General features: G+C 32.6%; 18 protein-coding genes. 14 read left to right on the top strand and 4 right to left on the bottom strand.

The window, feature by feature from the left end; all coding sequences use genetic code 11:
- The first annotated feature begins 142 nt into the window (after positions 1–142).
- The 3 genes from dnaA (at position 143) to Z053_RS0105165 (ending at position 3,118) form a co-directional block, all read left to right on the top strand.
- Positions 143–1,570 (top strand): chromosomal replication initiator protein DnaA, encoded by a 1,428-nt coding sequence (gene dnaA, locus Z053_RS0105175; RefSeq protein WP_025663975.1) that lies wholly within the window; start codon positions 143–145, stop codon positions 1,568–1,570.
- 110 nt (positions 1,571–1,680) lie between these two features.
- Entirely contained in the window at positions 1,681–2,133 is a 453-nt protein-coding gene (locus Z053_RS0105170) for a low molecular weight protein-tyrosine-phosphatase (protein WP_241459809.1), read from the top strand.
- 256 nt (positions 2,134–2,389) lie between these two features.
- Entirely contained in the window at positions 2,390–3,118 is a 729-nt protein-coding gene (locus Z053_RS0105165; RefSeq protein ID WP_025663973.1) for an SAM-dependent methyltransferase, read from the top strand.
- Positions 3,119–3,134: 16 nt separating this feature from the next.
- On the opposite strand, the gene Z053_RS0105160 is transcribed toward Z053_RS0105165, so the two are convergent.
- The 4 genes from Z053_RS0105160 to dapF all read right to left on the bottom strand — a co-directional run bounded on the left by Z053_RS0105160 (position 3,135) and on the right by dapF (position 6,469).
- Positions 3,135–3,776 carry a hypothetical protein gene (locus Z053_RS0105160; protein WP_025663972.1) on the bottom strand — a complete coding sequence of 214 codons (642 nt, stop codon included), beginning with the start codon at positions 3,774–3,776 and terminating at the stop codon, positions 3,135–3,137.
- Positions 3,777–4,129: 353 nt separating this feature from the next.
- Positions 4,130–5,173: an endolytic transglycosylase MltG gene (gene mltG, locus Z053_RS0105155; RefSeq protein ID WP_025663971.1), complete on the bottom strand. Its 1,044-nt coding sequence runs from the start codon at positions 5,171–5,173 to the stop codon at positions 4,130–4,132.
- A complete protein-coding gene (locus Z053_RS0105150) occupies positions 5,163–5,690 on the bottom strand; it encodes a GNAT family N-acetyltransferase (protein WP_025663970.1) in 528 nt (175 codons plus the stop codon). The genes mltG and Z053_RS0105150 overlap by 11 nt, the downstream gene beginning before the upstream one ends.
- Complete coding sequence (gene dapF / locus Z053_RS0105145) at positions 5,684–6,469, bottom strand: diaminopimelate epimerase (protein WP_025663969.1); 786 nt, start codon at positions 6,467–6,469, stop codon at positions 5,684–5,686. The genes Z053_RS0105150 and dapF overlap by 7 nt, the downstream gene beginning before the upstream one ends.
- A gap of 166 nt (positions 6,470–6,635) precedes the next feature.
- Between dapF and Z053_RS0105140 the strand changes: the two genes are divergently transcribed.
- From Z053_RS0105140 to Z053_RS0105085, 11 genes are all read left to right on the top strand, one after another.
- Complete coding sequence (locus Z053_RS0105140; RefSeq protein ID WP_025663968.1) at positions 6,636–8,045, top strand: trypsin-like peptidase domain-containing protein; 1,410 nt, start codon at positions 6,636–6,638, stop codon at positions 8,043–8,045.
- A gap of 139 nt (positions 8,046–8,184) precedes the next feature.
- Positions 8,185–9,633, top strand: coding sequence for a glyceraldehyde-3-phosphate dehydrogenase (locus Z053_RS0105135; RefSeq protein ID WP_025663967.1), 1,449 nt, complete (start codon positions 8,185–8,187; stop codon positions 9,631–9,633).
- Positions 9,634–9,985: 352 nt separating this feature from the next.
- Positions 9,986–10,603: a hypothetical protein gene (locus tag Z053_RS0105130; protein ID WP_025663966.1), complete on the top strand. Its 618-nt coding sequence runs from the start codon at positions 9,986–9,988 to the stop codon at positions 10,601–10,603.
- Positions 10,604–10,668: 65 nt separating this feature from the next.
- Complete coding sequence (gene trmD, locus Z053_RS0105125; RefSeq protein WP_025663965.1) at positions 10,669–11,346, top strand: tRNA (guanosine(37)-N1)-methyltransferase TrmD; 678 nt, start codon at positions 10,669–10,671, stop codon at positions 11,344–11,346.
- Between the two features lie 225 nt (positions 11,347–11,571).
- Positions 11,572–11,922, top strand: coding sequence for a 50S ribosomal protein L19 (gene rplS, locus Z053_RS0105120; RefSeq protein WP_025663964.1), 351 nt, complete (start codon positions 11,572–11,574; stop codon positions 11,920–11,922).
- Between the two features lie 962 nt (positions 11,923–12,884).
- On the top strand, positions 12,885–15,110 hold the full coding sequence (locus tag Z053_RS0105110; RefSeq protein WP_025663963.1) for an NADP-dependent isocitrate dehydrogenase: 2,226 nt from the start codon (positions 12,885–12,887) through the stop codon (positions 15,108–15,110).
- Positions 15,111–15,306: 196 nt separating this feature from the next.
- A complete protein-coding gene (locus tag Z053_RS0105105; protein WP_025663962.1) occupies positions 15,307–15,846 on the top strand; it encodes an RNA polymerase sigma factor in 540 nt (179 codons plus the stop codon).
- A gap of 4 nt (positions 15,847–15,850) precedes the next feature.
- Entirely contained in the window at positions 15,851–16,387 is a 537-nt protein-coding gene (locus Z053_RS0105100; protein ID WP_025663961.1) for a hypothetical protein, read from the top strand.
- Complete coding sequence (locus Z053_RS0105095) at positions 16,368–17,474, top strand: hypothetical protein (RefSeq protein WP_152538264.1); 1,107 nt, start codon at positions 16,368–16,370, stop codon at positions 17,472–17,474. Before Z053_RS0105100 ends, Z053_RS0105095 begins: the two co-directional genes overlap by 20 nt.
- A gap of 122 nt (positions 17,475–17,596) precedes the next feature.
- On the top strand, positions 17,597–18,265 hold the full coding sequence (locus Z053_RS0105090; protein WP_025663959.1) for a hypothetical protein: 669 nt from the start codon (positions 17,597–17,599) through the stop codon (positions 18,263–18,265).
- A 25-nt stretch (positions 18,266–18,290) separates the two neighbouring features.
- Complete coding sequence (locus tag Z053_RS0105085; RefSeq protein WP_152538263.1) at positions 18,291–18,473, top strand: hypothetical protein; 183 nt, start codon at positions 18,291–18,293, stop codon at positions 18,471–18,473.
- Positions 18,474–18,499: the final 26 nt, after the last annotated feature.

Below are 18,499 nucleotides of genomic sequence, written 5' to 3'. Positions count from 1 at the left end.
AAAATAATTAATATTCAACCCCTAAATCGTTTTTTTTTTACATTTTTTGTTCACATATTTGTCATGCAAAAACAGTAAGGAGTTTTTCAGCAATTTCTTTTTAGTACCTTAATATAACAAAAAAGTAAACCTGACCACAAGAATGAATGTAACCGCGCAATCAGTTTGGGATAGTTGTTTGTCTTTCATAGAAGACAATATTACACCTCAAGCTTTTAAAACATGGTTTGAACCAATCAAAGCTGTAAAGCTTACGGATAGCGCTCTCAGTATTCAGGTTCCTAGTAAATTTTTTTATGAGTGGCTAGAAGAACATTACGTAAATCTACTTAAAGTATCTTTAACTCGAGAATTAGGAGAAGGCGCTAAGTTAGTTTATGTTATTAAAATGGAAAACACATATGGCAACAAAAAGCCATTTACTGAAAAAATTCCAAGCTCTAACCGAACTCCTGTTAACTCACAAGAAGTTGACGTTCCTATTAAAAGTAAAAATCCCGAGTTAAAAAACCCATTCGTTATTCCTGGAATACGAAATGTAAAAATAGAATCTCAATTAAACCCAAGTTATAATTTTGAAAATTTCTTAGAAGGAGACTCTAACCGATTAGCTCGTTCCGCAGGTATGGCTGTAGCCAACAAACCTGGAGGCACCTCTTTTAACCCTCTACTTATTTTTGGAGGAGTTGGCTTAGGAAAAACACACCTGGCTCATGCAATCGGTGTTAATATAAAAGATAATTACCCAGAAAAAACAGTTTTATATATTTCTGCCGAAAAATTTACACAGCAATATATAGAATCTGTAAAAAAGAATAACAGAAACGATTTTATTCATTTTTATCAGATTATCGATGTTTTGATTGTTGATGACATTCAACTATTATCTGGTAAAGCAGGAACTCAAGATGTATTCTTTCATATTTTCAACCATTTACACCAAAACGGAAAGCAAGTAATTCTAACAAGTGATAAAGCTCCTGTAGATATGCAGGATATAGAACAACGATTACTTTCTCGTTTTAAATGGGGATTATCTGCAGAATTACATCAACCTGATTTCGAAACCAGAATTTCGATTATCAAAAACAAACTATATCGTGATGGCGTAGAAATGCCTGAAGAAATAGTTGAGTTTCTAGCAAATAATATTAAAACCAATATCCGAGAGTTAGAAGGCGCAATTATATCATTAATAGCTCATTCTTCTTTTAACAAAAAAGATATCACAATAGACCTTGCCAAAGCCATAGTAGACAACTATGTTAAAAATACAAAACGCGAGGTATCTATTGATTACATCCAAAAGGTGGTAAGTGATTATTTCCAAATGGATGTAGAAACACTACAATCAAAGACCAGAAAGCGTCATATTGTACAAGCAAGACAACTAGCTATGTTTTTTGCCAAAAAACTAACCAAAGCCTCTTTAGCCAGTATCGGTACACAAATAGGAAAAAGAGACCATGCTACTGTCCTACACGCCTGCAAAACAGTAGATAACCTATCATCTACCGACAAGCAATTTAGAAAATATGTTGAAGATTTAGGAAAGAAGCTTACATTATAACTTTGCATTGTTTATAAACAGATCAATACTAATAATTCAATTACATTATTAGCAAAAACATATACCACATCTAAAACAACAAAACAAACTACATGAAAGTTAAAATTCTAATGGTATGTTTAGGCAATATATGCAGATCCCCCTTAGCAGAAGGTATTTTAAAATCTAAACTCGACTCACGTTTTTATAGCGTAGCATCTTGCGGAACCAGCAGTTATCATATCGGCAGCAAACCCGATCAACGCTCTATCGATATTGCAAAACAATATGATATTGACATCACAGATCAAAGAGCTGCTCAATTTAAAATTAGCGACTTTACAACATACGACTACATATACGCTATGGATGGCTCTAATTATCAAAACATAATTAATCTAGCCAGCAATGATCATGAAAAAAATAAAGTGAAACGTATCTTAAACGAATCACACCCCAATAGTGATCTTGATGTTCCTGACCCATATCATGGAGGTGACCAAGGTTTTGAAGACGTATTTCAAATGCTTGACAAAGCATGCAACAATATCGCTACAAAACTCAAAGATTCTAATCATTCATAAGGTGCAACAATAACCAAACAACGCGGTTAGCATCAATATCATTCCATCGCCATATACTATCATCACAAATAATAGCGTTACAATAGATAGCAATAAAAAAAATAATACTATTTTAGTATACACCCTACCAAGGGCATAAAAACGTTCTTAAACCTTAAAGATTAATTAATTTATTGATAATTCACAAAATGCAGATACACATTACAACAACACTATCAATAAAAAGGTCTTTAAAAAACCAGTTATAAAACAACCTATGGAATTTAAACCCCTAGATCCCAAAGGAAAATTATACCTAATCCCAACACGATTAGGAGATGATGTCCCTTTAGAAGTACTTCCTATATCTATTAAAAAGGTATTAGAGCAAGTAAATCACTATATTGTAGAAAACGAAAAACCCGCAAGACGATTTATAAAAAAGGTAAGCCCCAGCAAGTCTCAACGTTCTATTGTTATACACACTGTTAACAAATACACAGACATCTCGGAGATACCAAGCTATCTCACACCTTGCCTTAATGGGGAATCTATCGGTTTATTATCTGATGCTGGATGTCCCGGAATTGCAGATCCTGGAGCAGAAGTTGTTAAAATAGCTCACGAAAAAGGAATACCAGTAACACCACTTGTAGGACCATCATCGATACTATTAGCTATGATGAGCAGCGGAATGAATGGTCAAAACTTCACTTTTAACGGCTATCTCCCCATCGATAAAAACGAAAGAAAGTCAACCATAAAACACCTGGAAAAAATCTCTTTAGAAAAAAATCAAGCACAGATATTTATTGAGACCCCATATCGAAATGACAAAATGTTTTCTGATCTCAAAACCATACTAAATACCAATACTAGACTATGTATTGCATGTGACATCACACTAACTACCGAATTTATTGCCACCAAAACGGTTGAAGAATGGAAAAAAGAAGAAATAGATCTTCATAAAAGGCCAACCATATACATTATACAAAGAGATTAAGCCTAAGAAAAAGGAACTAGATTGCTTTTGCTTTTTTGTTAGGAACAACAAAAGAAGTATCGTACCCTCCAAATCGTTTCATATAATAACGAATTGTAGTACCAAAAGCATCTGCAAACCCTTCTACTCCACCGCTACGTAAATATTTTTTTACCGCACCTGGCCCAGATAAGTGAGCTGCAGCCAGAATCCCTGATTCTGTTACTTCTACCCCATTTATCCTTCTACCAACATACCACTTTATATCCCTACGCAGTACCCACTTATTTCTAGACAGATTAGCATAAAATGCTTTTTCCTGAAGAGCAGGATTGTTAAGAAATTTATTTCTTTTTACATTTTTGACACCTATCAAATCAAGTGTTCCTTTACCAAATTGATATTTTCCCAAATAACCAAATTGATTAACCACACCATAATCTCCACGAGACTCTTTAAAAGCAACAGCCTCTTTAAACCCTATATAAGATTTACCAAGCTCTGGAGAGATAAATGTATTATCGTCTTCTATTTCACTAAAATTTGGTGCGATGTAATACAGATCCAAACCTTCTGTACTATAAGAACTAAGATCTATACTTTCTTTTGTTTTAAAACTTAGCAAGAGTATTCCCCCAATTGTAAGTAATACAGATAATCCTACTATCTTCTTTATCATATAAAAAATTTCTAAGTAGCCATCATAAATGACGTCCCCCACTACTTAAATTTTTGCCGTGCAAATATACAACTTTTTTGAAAAATAAAAAGAATCAAGTGTTAAAATAATTATAATACTGAAAAACAGTGATTTACAGCAAAAAACAGGCTTAAAAACGGTTAAATCTTCCATAAAAAACCTTAAAAATGACACTTAAACGTCAAACCTAGTGTTTTAGTCGATAAAAAATGAATCCTCCTATTTGTAAGTAATTCACAAAAAAGGATGCACTTTTGTTAATAAATTCGTGTTATTTTTTATTCAAAAAGAAGAAATCACTGTTTTTTTCCTACAAAAAAACAAGTCGACAATCATCGTCTTACCCCCTGCTTATTAATCCAATCAATATATTGTTTTTTATTACGATTATGCTGGCTAATGGTCTTGGCAAATTTATGATATCCAAAATTTTCTACATTAGCTACAAAAAAGTAATATTCATGCTTTTCATAGTTAAGAACCGCATCTATTGACGAAATATCAGGCATCGCTATTGGTCCTGGAGGTAACGAAGCATATTTATAAGTATTATAAGGGCTATCCAGCTCTAAATCTTTATATAATACGCGCTTTATTATTACATCCCAGTCATTGCGATGTTTTTTAATTGCATAAATTACGGTCGGGTCTGCACCTAATTTCCAATTATTATTATACCTATTCATATAAACTCCTGCTACTCTTGGACGCTCATCAACTTTTGCAGTTTCTTTTTGCACAATAGAAGCAATAGTAATCACCTGATTTTGGGTTAACCCAATTTGCTTTGCTTTTGATACTCGGGATTCGTTCCAAAATCGCTTATACTCTTTCAACATTCTTTGTCTAAACTGTTCTGCAGAAGTATTCCAAAAGAACTCATACTTATTAGGAATATACATCGCTAAAGCAGTTTCTAAAGAAAAATCATTTGCTTCTAAAAAAGATTCTTCTTTAAATGCTTTTAATAAAGAAATACTATCCGGTTCGATTTGCGAAGCAATTCTACCCGCAAGGTTCTCCAACCTTTCTTGATTATTAAAGCTTACGTGTATAGGTGAATTTTTACTTCGTAAAACATTTATAATATCGTTATTATTAAGGCCTTTGTGCAAAACATATCGCCCCGCCTTAATGTTATCAATATATCCTTTCCTTCTTGCAATCCTATCAAAACTGTAAATATCATTAACCACAGGACTAATCGTCTCAATAAGTTCTGTATAGGTAGCTCCCGTAGGAATATAGATGGTTGCTGTTTCAGTTTCAAAATTCGTATTGGGAGAAAAAACTGCTTGATATACATAATACGCAAAAATTCCTCCTGCAATTAAACCTAATAATGCAATAACTAATAGTATTTTTTTAATGTACATATACTAATTGATATAAAAATTCGTCTTTATAAATATCTTTTACTCGATTCCACTCTTTCTTTACCCCAACTTTATTAAACCCTCTATTTTCGAATAATTTAATACTAGTCTCATTATCTTCAGAAATATTTGCATACAATTGATGCAAACGCAAGTGAGTAAAACCATAGTTTACAATAAGTTCTAAAGCTTCTGCTCCATAACCCTTGCCTCTATTTTCTTTTTCTGCTATCAAAACACCTACTCCCGCTCTATTATGCATAGGATTGAAATCAAACAAATCTATCAAACCCAGTGTAGCATGATCATTAGAACAAATAACCAATCGCAACTGTTTTACCTCATAAATATCTTTATGTGAATTCTCTAAATACTCTTTAATCAAAAATCGAGAGTATGGAGTCTGGGTAGAGCTCATTTCCCAAATCTGTTCATCATTTTCTACAATATAAACAAAATCAAGATCTTCGGGCTCAAGAGCCCGCAAATAAATATTTTTCCCTTTTAATGTTACCATGTAATCTCCCCTTTAAAAACCTGTTCTGCAGGTCCTATCAAAAAGATATTCTTATATCCATTTCCATTTTTTTGAAAAGTAACTTTTAGTCTTCCTCCTTGGGTATGAATATCAATTTCCTGATCATTTGTTAATTTGGTCGCATGCATAGAAAGAGCCACTGCAGTAACTCCCGTACCACAAGATAGCGTTTCATTTTCTACTCCCCTTTCATAAGTACGTACAGCAAATTCGTTCTCGTTTTTCTTTTCTACAAAATTCACATTACTACCAGTTTCAAAATAAGGAGCTCCTTTTCGTATCGCTCTTCCTTTATTTTCTACATCATAATTCGTTAAATCTTTAACCATTGCAACATGATGAGGAGAACCCGTGTCTAAAAATAAATGTGTATCATACTTCTCTATCTCAGACACATTTTGCATTTGCAAATACACCAGACCATCTTTTATTTCAGCTTTATGCTTACCATCAATTGCAGTAAAGGTAGCCTTATCTTTTATTACACCGAGAAAAGCTGCAAAAGCAACCAGGCATCTCCCTCCATTACCACACATTGAACTTTCGTTTCCATCTGCATTAAAATAAACCATTGTAAAGTCATCCTCTTTATCCTGAGGAAGCTCTAACAGCATTAAACCATCGGCTCCAACACCAAATTTTCTGTCACAAAGTCTGGCAAACAATTTGGTATCATTTTTGGAGAGTATAGAATCTCTATTATCAATGATTACAAAATCATTCCCGGTACCCTGGTATTTATAAAACGTAAGAGTCATTATTCTTTCAATTATAAGGGCAAAGGTACAAAGAATGTTATCAAAAAACCGTTGTTAATTGTGAGTTAAATTTCATAAAAAAAGTATACTATAATTGTAATTTTAAGAGTTAATACAAGTCTATTAGATTAGTATTACATAAATCAAACAAAAAAAAGAGAAGAAAATGAAAAGATTTTTGAGTTTACTGGTTGTAGCTATCCTAGCAGGTATATTTACTTTAGGCGCATATAAAATGTTTTTAGAGCCTGAAGCCATTGTTGTTAATGAAAGTGAAGCCAAACCAAATCTAACCCCTGTAAATTATACCCTAACTAATACTAATGCTTCTGTTTCTGGTATTGATTTTACCACTGCTGCAGAAAAAACAGTGAATGCAGTAGTTCATGTTAAACAATATGGGATTACGCGTACACCAAGAAATTTAATGGAATTTTTTAGAAATGGTGGAGCGCAGGAAAGAAGAATTCAAGGTGCTGGATCAGGAGTTATTATTACAGAAGATGGATATATTGTTACTAATAATCATGTAATTGACGGAGCTACTGATTTAGAAATTACACTAAATAACAATAAATCTTATAAAGCCAAAGTAGTTGGTACTGCTCCACAGTCTGATATAGCACTCATCAAGATCGATGCTGAAGAAAAATTATCCTACATCCCATTTGGTGATTCTAATTCGGCTAAAATCGGAGAATGGGTACTTGCTGTAGGAAATCCGTTTAACCTTACTTCTACTGTTACTGCCGGTATTATTAGTGCAAAATCAAGAGATTTGGATGAATCTGATGGTAAAGCTCAATCTTTTATACAAACAGACGCCGCTATCAATCCCGGAAATAGTGGTGGTGCATTAGTAAATGTAAGAGGAGAATTAATCGGGATAAATACAGCCATAACTTCACAAACCGGAAGTTATGTAGGATATGCCTTTGCTGTACCTTCAAATAATGCTAAGAAAATAATCGACGATATTATAGAATTTGGCGGCGTACAAAGAGGTATATTAGGAATTACAGGAGGAACTATAAATCCAAAAGCTATGGAAGCTTATGGTATCTCTACCACCCAAGGAGTAGTTGTAGCATCTGTTGCCGATGACAGTGGAGCAAAAAAAGCAGGGCTTTTAGAAGGAGATGTCATAAAAGAAATAGATGGGTTACCAATAAGAAAATTTTCAGATTTAACAGGATATGTAAACAGCAAGAGACCTAAAGATGTTATTAATGTACGTGTGTTAAGAAAAAATAAAGAACTTATTTTACCGGTTACCTTATCAAAATACGAAATTCAAAAATATAATATAAACGATGTTGGTGTAGAAGTTATGAATCCTCCTAAAGGATATTTAAACAACTTTAAACTTGATCATGGAGTTGTAATTAGCAAAGCACTAAGTTCGAGAATGAAAAGATATAATTTGGAAGGTCTTATTATTAGCGAAATAGACGGAAAAAAAGTAAAGAATGTTATTGAAGTAAAAGAAATAATCGAAAGTAAATATAAAGATGAAGATATCACCATTAGTCTGGTAGACAGAAATGGTCAGAAAAGAGAATTTGTATTTCAATAAGCATCACAAAACACAATTATAATAGCACCTCCCATTACTTTTATAAAGTAATGGGATTTTTTTTCATAAAAGGTTTCACGAAAACGTTTGAAATATATACTTTTGCACGAAATTTCAAGACTTTAAAACACAACACATTATGAGCTCTAACGAAGTTTATGAAAAAGAATTAGCCTTTCAGGCAGACAGACGTCGCGCTACAGTAGCATTTATAAAGACTGTAAGTGATCTTTGGTACGACAATTCTATCGAGTTGGTACTTTTCCGCAATCAGTTAATTGATAAAAACGTAAGTGAAATTATCAATCTGCACGAATATGCTGGCGAGTTTGTACAAAAACCTATTTCAATTTTTGATTCTGTAGAAATTGCGCAAGCTATCAAATTAATGAATTTACCTCCATCAAAATTAGACATAGGTAAACTTACGTATGAGTATCATTTGGCAAGTGATGAATACAGCTCGATAAATAGCTTTGTACAAAATAAGCTAAAAGATGCAAAAACATTCAAACCAATTTCTCCAAAAAACGTAGTCCTTTATGGATTTGGGCGAATCGGTCGTTTGGTAGCCAGAGAATTAATGACCATTACAGGTAAAGGAAGCCAATTAAGACTTAGAGCTATAGTAACGAGAGGAGCTATCACTCAAGAAGTATTAGAAAAAAGAGCCTCATTACTTCGTAGTGATTCTGTACATGGAGACTTTGCTGGTACCGTAGAAACAGACTTAGCTAATAGTGCTTTAATCATAAATGGTACCACTGTAAAAATTATTAGCGCCAATAATCCAGAAGATATAGATTACACATCTTACGGAATTCAGGATGCTCTAATAATAGATAACACAGGTGCTTTTAGAGATAAAGAAGCACTAAGCAGACACCTGGTAGCAAAAGGAGCTAGTAAAGTATTACTTACCGCTCCCGGAAAAGGAGTTCCTAATATTGTACATGGAGTTAATCATAAAGAACATGATCCAGACAAAGTAGATATTTTTTCTGCTGCTTCTTGTACTACCAATGCAATTACCCCAATACTACAAGCTGTAGACGAAAGTTTTGGCGTTGTTAATGGTCACCTAGAAACAATACATGCATATACTAATGACCAAAACCTGGTAGATAATATGCATAAAAAATACAGAAGAGGTCGTGCTGCTGCTCTAAACATGGTAATCACAGAAACTGGAGCAGGAAAAGCAGTTTCTAAAGCGCTTCCAAGTTTTGAAGGGAAATTAACATCAAATGCCATACGAGTTCCTGTACCAAACGGATCATTAGCAATTCTTAATCTTAATTTAGAAAAAGAAACTTCTAAAGAAAGTATGAATACAGTACTTAAAAAATATGCATTAGAAGGAGATCTGGTAGAGCAAATAAAATATTCATTAGATAACGAATTAGTATCTAGCGATATTATTGGTTCTTCTGCCCCCTCTATCTATGATAGCAATGCTACTATTGTTGATGCAAAAGGAAATAATGCTGTTTTATACGTGTGGTATGATAACGAGTATGGATATAGTCATCAAGTAATTAGACTATCAAAATATATTGCCAAAGTAAGACGTTTTACTTATTATTAGTAGCCGTTTTTACTAAAATTTATAAAGTCGTTATTTACATAAATAACGACTTTTTTTATTGCCATTCTTCAAAAAGAAAAAGTGTCATTTCTAAAACCTGTTTTAAAAAGATGTAAGATTTTAACTATCAACAATCTAGATTCAAAATCATCTCTATGTGAATTCTTGCAAAAAAAACTTTATAATTACTTACAATATCGTACATTTATTACCGTTACAGAAGAAATTAATAACCGAAAAGAAACGACATATAAATATTCCCTATACCACAAAGTCATTAGTTATTTTATTCTCTAACTACTCTACATTATAGGGATATCGTATCTAACCATTAAAAATTAAGAATAACAATATGAAATTACCACAGTATCTACTAGTTTTAATACTACTTCTATCTTTTTTTGAAACTACCTATGCACAAGAAGAAAATGCAACTGTTGCTGATGCTTTAAGGCAGGAAAAGATCGAAGGGCAATTTGATATGGTGATAAAAAAATCCGGGAAATTTCAAGAATACAAAGTAGTAAAGCTAGTTTGGCTAAACAAACTTAAAAGCAACACTATAGATACACTTAAAACATTAGAATCAAAATTAAACACTACCAATCTTAAGATTGATGAGCAAAAATCTACAATAACCGGACTCGAAGAATCACTTGCCAAAACAAATGGAGATCTTACTGCTGTTACTAAAGAAAAAAACAGCATTAACTTTTTTGGAGCAGCACTAACCAAATCCAGTTACAAAACCATTATGTGGGTTATTATTGGTGTGCTCATCGCCTTGCTTAGCTTCTTTATATATAAATTCAAAAACAGTAATGCAATAACGTTACAAGCCAAAAAGTCTTTAGCCGAAACTGAAGCAGAGTTTGAGGATCACAGACGAAGAGCCCTGGAACGAGAGCAAAAAGTAATGCGTAAGCTTCAGGACGAAATCAATAAACAACGTAAAGCTGGCGCTAAGTAGTTTTAATTTCTAGATTTTCATCATATTCTTTTGCATCTTTGCACCCACAAATGAATTAGATAAAGATGCGCATAGATATCATCACCGTAGTACCCGATATACTAAAAAGTCCTTTTGAGGCCTCTATAATGAAGCGATCAATAGAAAAAGGATTGGTCGAAGTACAGTTTCATAATCTTAGAGATTATACCGATACAAATTATAAACAAGTTGATGATTATCAATTTGGTGGTGGTGCTGGTATGGTTATGATGATAGAGCCTATCGACAAATGTATTTCTAAATTAAAATCAGAAAGGGATTATGATGAAGTCATCTATATGACTCCGGATGGCGAAACTTTAAACCAAGGAATTGCAAACCAATTATCGTTAAAAGGAAATCTAATTATTCTTTGTGGTCATTACAAAGGAGTAGATCAACGGGTAAGAGATCATTTCATTACCAAAGAAATATCTGTAGGAGATTATGTACTATCTGGCGGAGAACTAGGTGCACTAATATTATGCGATACAATCATTAGACTTATTCCGGGAGTACTAGGTAACGAAACTTCTGCATTAACCGATTCTTTTCAGGATAACTTATTAGCCCCTCCTATTTACACAAGACCCGCAGAATATAAAGGCTGGAAAGTACCAGAAGTTCTAACCTCTGGTAATTTTCCTAAAATAGAAACATGGCGAGAAGAACAAGCATATCAAAGAACAAAAGACAGAAGACCTGATCTGTTAGACGAATAAAACAAAGCCACGACATCATCATAATTAGCTATTCGCAACAATTTAAAGTCATTTAAGCTTTCTCTAATAGTCAGACATTGAGAATGATAAATCAATAGCAAACTAATAATAATTACAAAACACTTGCAAATCATCAAATAATACTTATTTTTGCACCCTGATTAGATCAACCTCTGGCGAAAATCGTGAATGTTGCTTTAATAAAATCAAGAAACTATATCAAAAATGGAAGATTTAGTAAAATTCGTACAAGACGAATTTGTTGCAAAAAAAGAAATCCCTGACTTCTCTGCAGGTGATACCATCACTGTTTATTACGAAATTAAGGAAGGAAACAAAACACGTACGCAGTTCTTTAGAGGAGTTGTAATCCAAAGAAGAGGTTCTGGATCTACTGAAACATTTACAATCAGAAAGATGTCGGGAACTATTGGTGTAGAACGTATTTTTCCAGTAAACTTACCAGCACTTCAAAAAATCGAAGTGAATAAAAGAGGTAAAGTTCGTAGAGCTCGTATATTCTACTTTAGAGGACTTACCGGTAAAAAAGCACGTATTAAAGAAAAAAGAAATTAATTCTTATTTCTTTAACAAATCAAAAAGACCGTTAATTTACGGTCTTTTTTTATGAACAAAAGTTAATAACACAAGTTCATAAACTGTTGATAATTAATATAATAAGAATTAACAGACCGCAAATCAATTTTCCTTATATTTATAATTAGATATAGTACATGATGACACAAGGATTCTTGACTATATATCTAAACAAACGTTCTCTGAACATACTAAGACCAGTTTAGAATTAAAATAAATATAGAACGAAAGTTATTTTTTTGAATACATCCTTGAAATCACTTTAAGGGCTTTACTTTAGGATCATTTCAAAATGAAATTCAGAAGAAAAAATTAAGTTTTGACACCTTTTTAATTGTAAATGGCATTTGACTATCCGGGTGAAAAACTGAAAAATTACAAAAGTAATTTAGAAACACAAACACACGTATTAGTCGTAAGAGTAGAAATAAATTATACAAATCCTTATTTGACAAATTTAAATCTGCTCAAAATTGAAAATAAGTACTAATGTAATAAATAACGAAAGTTTTTATTTAATAGCGGGTAAAACAGCTAACATTATGATTATTTTCGATGAAGCCATATCAAAATATTCGTATTCTTGATATGGCTTTTTATTTTGAGAATACCTCTAAAAACAGATCAAAATTTCAACATCTTACATTTTTTTCACCATAATATTCAATAAACTACAATTCAATTCTCTCTAATTCAAAACTAACAACACACAGGTTGCATTTAGGTGACTAGATTTGTATCTTCGCGCTCGGAAATCTATGACTACAAATATTGTAAATTCTAATAGTATCAATCCTAAAAAGATCAACCAATATTGTTTGTCTAAGAAAAATTAAACGACTAATTATTTCCTTACATAAATAGTATAATAAAATTAGGGTGTCTACTACTTTTCAGGTATTAAAAAAACCTCTGGATCCCTAAATAAAAAAACCAAAAATATGGGAGTTGATAACTCAAAAATAGTGTACACCAAAACAGATGAAGCACCAGCTTTAGCTACCTATTCTTTTTTACCTATAGTTCAAAAATTTACTAAAGCAGCAAATATTAATATTGAAACAAAAGATATATCTCTTGCTGCGCGAATTTTATCTAGTTTTCCCGAAAAATTAACCGATAAGCAAAAACAACCTGATGCATTAGCAGAATTAGGGTTGCTTGCTCAGACACCAGAAGCAAACATTATTAAACTACCAAACATAAGTGCTTCTGTACCGCAATTAAAAGCTGCTATTGCAGAATTACAACTTCAAGGATTTGATCTTCCAAGCTACCCTGAAGAGCCTGAGAACGATGCAGAAAAAGAAATTAAAAGTCGATACGATAAAATAAAAGGTAGTGCAGTAAATCCTGTTCTAAGAGAAGGAAACTCCGATCGTAGAGCGCCAAAACCAGTAAAACAATATGCTAGAAAAAACCCACACACTATGGGGGCATGGAGTGCTGATTCTAAAACTCATGTAGCCACCATGTCTAGCGGAGACTTTTGTTCAAACGAAAAATCAGTTACTGTTGATAAAGCCGGAGATGTAAAAATTGAATTTGTAGATCAAAATGGAAGCACAACAACTCTAAAAGAAAAAACAACGTTACTCGAAGGAGAAGTTATAGATGCTTCGGTAATGAGTAAAAAGTCACTTATTGCTTTTCTAAAAGAACAGATAACCGATGCCAAAGAAAAAAATGTATTGTTTTCTTTACATATGAAAGCAACAATGATGAAAGTTTCTGATCCTATCATATTTGGTCATGCTGTAGAAGTTTTTTTTAAGGATGTATTCGAAAAACATGCTGCTACTCTTGAAGAAATTGGTGTTGAAGTAAACAATGGTTTTGGAGATCTTATCAATAAATTAAAAAAATTACCAGATACCAAAAAAGCGGAAATAGAAGCTGATATACAAGCATGTTACGAAAAAGGGCCAAAACTAGCAATGGTAAATTCTGATCAGGGAATTACTAATCTACACGTACCAAGTGATGTGATTATCGATGCCTCTATGCCTGCAATGATACGTAATTCTGGTCAGATGTGGGATGCACAAGGAAACACACAAGATACCAAAGCAGTTATCCCAGATAGTAGTTATGCTGGCATATACCAGGAAACTATAGATTTTTGTAAAAAACACGGAGCCTTTGACCCCACCACTATGGGAACCGTTCCTAATGTTGGACTTATGGCCAAAAAAGCCGAAGAGTACGGTTCTCATGATAAAACATTCGAAATTCAAGGTAACGGTACGGTTCGTGTTATCGATACTTCTGGAAATATACTAATAGAACACCCAGTAGAACAAGGTGATATCTGGAGAATGTGTCAAACCAAAGATGCCCCGATAAAAGATTGGGTAAAGCTTGCTGTAAACAGAGCAAAAGCAACAGCTACTCCTGCAATCTTTTGGTTAGATAAAAATAGAGCTCACGATGCCGAATTGATCAAAAAAGTAAACACATATTTACCAGAACATGATACTACTGGATTAGATATTAGAATCATGTCTCCTATTGAAGCAACTCGCTTTTCTTTAGAAAGAATTAAAGATGGTAAAGACACTATTTCGGTAACAGGTAATGTTTTACGTGATTATAATACCGATCTCTTTCCTATTCTAGAATTAGGTACAAGTGCAAAGATGTTATCTATTGTTCCTTTAATGAATGGTGGTGGTTTATTCGAAACCGGTGCAGGAGGTTCTGCTCCAAAACATGTGCAACAATTTAATAAAGAAGGTCACTTAAGATGGGATTCTTTAGGAGAGTTTCTGGCTCTTGCAGTATCTCTAGAACATCTGGGAGAAACCAATAACAATACCAAAGCTTTGGTTATTGCTGAAGCACTTGATCAAGCTACTATCAAATTTCTTGAGAATAAGAAATCTCCTTCTCGTAAAGTAAATGAACTGGATAACCGAGGAAGTCATTTTTATCTGGCACTATACTGGGCACAAGAACTTGCAGAACAAACTCAGGACAAAGAATTACAAAACGAGTTTGCCATAGTTGCCAAACAACTTGCAGATAATGAAAATAAAATTATCAACGAGTTAAATGATGCACAGGGTAATACTGTTGATATGGGAGGGTATTATTGGCCAAATACAGATAAAATTTCTACTGCAATGCGTCCAAGTGAGACACTTAATGCTATTATTGAAAAATAATATAAGTAGACTATACCGATCAAAAAAAGCCTGTGAAATACTAATTTCACAGGCTTTTTTGTAATACCCACCTATTTCTTTATCAAAATATTTATATTAATTTCTTATTACGTGCAACCCTTTGGTTTTTAAATTGTCAATGATAATAACCAAAAGAAAAGTACTTTTAAAGAAATTTACAATCAAGTAAAACTAATTGGAAACCAATATTCTTTATACGCATAAAGATCTTGTAGAAAAAAGCAAGTCTGGTGATAGGAATTCGCAATACCGATTATATGAGCTCTATGTAGATGCTATGTATAATGTAAGTATGCGCATGCTAAGCATAAAAGAAGATGCAGAAGATGTCGTACAGGATAGTTTTGTAGAGGCTTTCAAAAATTTAAAATCTTTTAGATACGAAAGTACTTTTGGTTCCTGGTTAAAGAGAATAGTAATTAATAAAAGTTTAAATCATTTAAAATTAAAAAAAATACCTGTTACACCTCTTGACCAACATGAATATCATATTAGTGAAGAAATAATTGATCCTGTTAAACCTAAAGATATTAACAAAATAAAAAAGGGGATCAAAATACTTCCAGATGGATATAGACAGATCTTAAGCCTTTATTTAATCGAAGGGTATGATCATATAGAAATTGCTGAGATACTAGGTATTACCATTTCGACTTCGAAATCACAGTATCACAGAGCAAAGAAAAAATTAATTGAAATTGTAAATACATTATAGTACAATGGATGATTTTGAAAAATATATAGCAGAAAATAAGCATTTATTTGATGAGCATAAAGCAGATAAATCAAAAATCTGGAATGAAATTGAGTCTAATTTAGACACTTCAAAAACAATTCGCCTGTGGAGGTCTCCTCTAATAAAAATAGCTGCGAGTATTTTGATCCTTATAGGAACTTTCTCAGTAGTAAACTTAGTCGTATCAGGATTTAATAATAACACCCAAAATAATATTGTACATCAAGAATTACGAGATATTGACACCTATTATAAGGATCTGGTATCTTTTCAGGTACAACTTGTCAAAAACAATTCAAAATTACAACCTGAAGACAAAAAGAAATTCTTGTCTTTTATGGATGAATTGGATGAAGAATACAATGCTCTTAAAACCGAAATGGCAAAAAACTTGAACAATGAATACATTTTAGAAGCCATTGTTAATAACTATAAAAAAAGAATCGAATTGATCGAAAACCTGTTGAAACAGATCAATGATTCTAAAAAATCGAATGAAAATGAAGGCTATATCTTATAAATATCTTTTACTGATGCCCATACTGCTATTTTTTGCAAATGGCATATGGGCGCAGGAAAAAGTATCAAAGAAAATTGAAAAAACGTTTCCGTTAACCAATGCAGGAGAATTACATTTAGAAAATAAATACGGAAATATAACTATTCAAGGATGGGAGAAAAAAATAATAAAAATCGATATTGACATACAGGTTGTTAAAAAGAAAAAAGAAGATGCACAAGAATTGTTAAAACGTATTAATCCTACAATTAATAATACCGAAGATTTTGTAAGTATTTCTTCTGTAATTGAAGAAAAGAATACAAGTATGATTTCTAGATTCTTAAACAAAGAACTCTTCAACAAAACAAGTTTCTTTGATTTTGACAAAGGTAATATTCAGATAGATTACACTGTCTATTTGCCTTTTAATGCCGAAGTTAATATTATAAATAAATTTGGAGATATCATTATAAGTGAATGGAACGGAAAGCTAAAAGCCAATGTACAGCATGGCGATATGTGGGTAAATAAAGATCTTAATAACGCAAGTATAGAAATGAAATTTGGAAAGCTAAAAACCAAATCTATTACTTATGGAAACATCCGATTTAAAAATGGAGAAATCGACATAGAGTCATCTAATGATCTTAAAATAAATAGTAGCGGTACAATTGTAAAAATTGAAAATGTAGAATCACTAGAAATACACTCAAGTAAGGATCAGGTTACCATTCAAAAACTAGGAAGTATTCAGGGTAAACTTATGTTTAGCACTATGAATATAGATGTCGTACACGAAAACATTAATCTGGTTACAGAAGTAGCAGATGTTTGGGTATCCAAAATTCAAAAAACCAATGCTAATGTAACCATCGATCAGGAATCTTCAGAACTAAGTATCAATGTCTCAGGAATGTCCATAGATTTTAATGCTTCTCTCGAACAAGGACTGCTAAGAATTCCTAAGTCGTTTACAAATATAAAAACCGATGTGATTGATAAACGAAGAAAAATCAGAGAAATTAGCGCCACTTATGGTAATAGTGGTTTAAAAGGACAGTTCCATATCACAGGTAGAAAGGGAGTGGTTGTATTAAAAGAATGAGTACACGCCTCTTTTTTAATTGCTCTAGCAATCATTGATTATGATAAATTTAACAGTATAGAAACGAATTACATGCAACTATTATAAATTTAACTTGTCAATGATATAACAAATCAAGTATAATGAGACACGTAAAAACTATATTACTTTTTGCATTAACCAGCTATATTTGTCCGAGTATAGCCCAAGAATCACAGAATTATATAGAATTCAATGACCGAAAAAATATTGTACATGGTGTTTACCTGGGGATACATGCAGGTTATGGAGAAATTGAAGGCAAAGAAACCTATATTGGTGGGCTTAAGATCGCCTATGTTGCTAATCGTAAATTTGAAGTTGGTTTTGTAACAAAAGGACTCTTTTCTAATCAAAATATCTCAGGAATTTTCTCTCCAGATATTGCCGATCTGGCAGCAGTATATTCTGGGCTTCATGTAGAACCTATATTATTTAGTAAAGCCAAAGTTAATCTTTCTTTTCCCGTGTTAATAGGTGGTGGTGCAATGGGATATGTTAATACTAATTGGGATGAAGAAGAAGCTGAACGATACCAAGAAGATCAATGGGATGCAATATTTGTTGTAGAACCAGGGGTGAATGTTTTGTATAATATTTCGAGATACGTTCAGTTAGAAATGGGAGTTAAGTACAGGTTCTCTAGTAAAGCAGAACTATCACCAGATACAATTACCAGAATCAATGGTTTCTCGGCTGGATTCGGTGTAAAAATGGGAGTATTCAATCTTGGAAGAAATCGCTATAAAAAAAACATACCAAATCATGAATGAATTAAAAACAAACCGTAAAAAAAGCATGAACGTTGTATATGTCTTTTCAGAAAACGACAAGGTTTATGTTAAAAACAGTACATGTTCTGAACCGTCTAATCAAACTTCAATAATCTATGAAGAATGGTTTCCCATTAATTTTCAATGGAAATCATTAATGGATTTAAGGAAAAATATGAGACTTCAAAATGCAGACGAAAACTATTAATTAAAGAATACTTTCTTATATAGTTT

Origin of the sequence: Aquimarina megaterium XH134, assembly GCF_000520975.1 — a bacterium.
Taxonomy (GTDB): domain Bacteria; phylum Bacteroidota; class Bacteroidia; order Flavobacteriales; family Flavobacteriaceae; genus Aquimarina; species Aquimarina megaterium.
Note: the sequence above shows the minus strand (reverse complement) of the source record. Positions and strands in the feature narration are given on the sequence as shown.